Source organism: Nocardia neocaledoniensis, from assembly GCF_029868625.1.
In the GTDB taxonomy this organism is placed as follows: Bacteria; Actinomycetota; Actinomycetes; order Mycobacteriales; family Mycobacteriaceae; genus Nocardia; species Nocardia neocaledoniensis_A.
In genome coordinates this window covers 1-2,339 of record NZ_JARWOJ010000323.1, presented here as the reverse complement: position 1 = coordinate 2,339, position 2,339 = coordinate 1, and the positions used below count along the sequence as shown (strand labels likewise).

Annotated in this window: 2 protein-coding genes; one reads left to right on the top strand and one right to left on the bottom strand. The window is 64.3% G+C overall.

The genetic code is table 11. The features are described 5' to 3' along the window. Positions 1–96: 96 nt before the first annotated feature. Positions 97–1,698 (bottom strand): peptide ABC transporter substrate-binding protein, encoded by a 1,602-nt coding sequence (locus QH270_RS24455; protein ID WP_280346430.1) that lies wholly within the window; start codon positions 1,696–1,698, stop codon positions 97–99. A gap of 386 nt (positions 1,699–2,084) precedes the next feature. On the opposite strand from QH270_RS24455, the gene QH270_RS24450 reads away from it, so the two are divergent. Continuing rightward, the coding region (locus QH270_RS24450; protein WP_280346429.1) for an acetyl-coenzyme A synthetase N-terminal domain-containing protein at positions 2,085–2,339 on the top strand (255 nt) is incomplete at its 3' end.

Here is a 2,339-nt window from a genome sequence, read left to right as displayed (position 1 = left end):
ATGCCGCCCCCCCCCCCTATTAATCACCCACCCAAACACCCCCCAAAACCCCCGGGGCCCCCCCCCCCCCGGGGGCCCCGCCCCAGCTCCGAGTGCCTATTTCTCGATGTTCTCGAAGTCGAACAGGCCGTTCCAGGCGAGTTCGGCCTTGGCGACGCGGTCGGAACGACCCGCCGCGGCGACATAGTCGAACACGGGGATGTCGGCCATGTCCCTGATCATGATCGTCTGCGCCTGCGCGATCAGCTTGTAGGACTCCTCCTGGGTCGGCGCCGCCATCGCGGCGTCGAAGAGCCGGTCGACCTCCGGGTTGTTGTAGTCGACGTTGTTGGTCTCGGAGTAGCTGTAGTACTGCGAGGACAGGAACTGCATCATCGTCGGGTAGTCGCCCTGCCAGCCGTAGCGGAACGCGGTGCCGATGGTCTTGGCGTTGACCGCGTCACGGACGTTCTTGAACGTCGGGACGGGGCTGGCGACGGCGTCGATCCCCAGGGTGTTCTTGACGCTGTTGGCCACGGCCTCGATCCAGGCCTGGTGGCCGCCGTCGGAGTTGTAGGTGATCGTGTACTTGCTGCCTGCCCACGGCGACATCGCGTCGGCCTGCGCCCACAGCTTCTTGGCCTCGTCCGGGTTGTAGTCGAAGACCTCGGCGCCGGGCAGGTTGGGGTTGAACCCGGGCAGCGTGGCGGCGGTGAAATCGCGCGAGGGCGTGCGCAGACCGTTGAAGATCTTCTCGATGATCTGCGGGCGGTTGATCGCCATGGAGATCGCCTTGCGGCGCAGCACGCCTTCCTCGCCGGCGAAATGCGGCACGGAGGTCTGGATGCCGATGTGCTGGTTCTGCGCGGTCGGTTTGGTGATCGCGCGGTCGCCGAGATCGGCCTTGTAGGTCGTCAGCGCGCTGTCGGGAATGGTGTCGAGCGCGTCGAGATTACCGGCCTGCAGATCGGCGTAGGCCGTCTCGTAGGACTGGTACATGGCGAAGCGCAGGCCCTTGTTCTTGGCAGGCCGCCCGCCCGGGTAGTCGGGGTTGGGTTCGAGGTCGATCTTGACGTTGTGTTCCCACGTCTTGAACTTGTACGGACCGTTGCCGACGGGGTTCTCGCCGAAGGCCTTCATGTCCTTGAAGGCGGATTCGGGCAGCGGGTAGAACGGCGCGTAGCCGAGAGCGCTCTCGAAATCGATCGACGGCGACTTCAGCTCGACGGTGAAGGTTCTGTCGTCGACCACCTTCAGGCCCGACATCGTCTGTGCCTTGGGCTGTTCGGCATTCACCTCGTCGAAACCGGCAATGGGGGTGAACACGTAACTCTGCAACTGCGCGTTGGTGGCGAGGGCGCCGTAGTTCCAGGCGTCGACGAACGACTTGGCGGTCACCGTGGTGCCGTCGGTGAACTTCCAGTCCGGCTTGATCGTGATCCGATACGACTTGCGATCGGTGGTCTCGATCTTCTCCGCCATCTCGTCGTGCGCCTCGCCGTTGGCGTCGTAGTACTTCAACCCGGCGAACAAGCGGTCGACGACGCGGCCGCCCATGTTCTCGTTGGTATTGGTGGGTACCAGCGGATTCTGCGGTTCGCCCGCGTTGGTGGTGACGATGCCGTCCTCGGCACTGTCATCGGATGAGCACGCGGTCAAGCCAAGGCTTGTGGCCAGCAGGCCCGCGGCGATCAGCGCAATCGCTCTGTTGAATCTCAACGCTCTCTCCCGGTTCGATTCCGTGGCGTAACGCTCGGAGGTTAGCCACTCCGGCCCGGTTTTTCAGTGAACCGAGCCTTTTTCGCTTCACATGTATCCCTACGGTTACCCGACGGAAACGCAGGAATATTTGCCGAGCCCCTCTCACCCGGCAGAAAAATATGAACAATTCTCGGAACCATCAGCTGAACGGTTGATTCAAAACGATAGCCCGCGACCGCCTGGTCTGTCCGCGAAGTCATCGGATGAACCAGGTCGGTTGACCACCGCGAAACCCGGCCGATACAACGCCGACGCGGGGGCGCCCCGGTTGACTACTGTCGAGGTGGCAGGGGCCACCCCGCCCGACCGACCCGACCGCACGAGGCATGTGAGGCTGATTCGACATGACCGAAACCGCTGCAGGACATCAGGACTCGTATCCCCCGAGCGCGGAGTTCGCCGCCTCCGCCAACGCGGGCGCCGCCCTCTACGAGCGCGGCGAGACCGACCGCGACGCCTTCTGGGCCGAGCAGGCGAACCGGCTGCACTGGCACACGCCGTTCACCCAGGTCCTGGACTGGTCCGACGCCCCGGTGGCGCGCTGGTTCGCCGACGGCGAGCTCAATGTCGCCTACAACTGCCTCGACCGGCACGTCCTC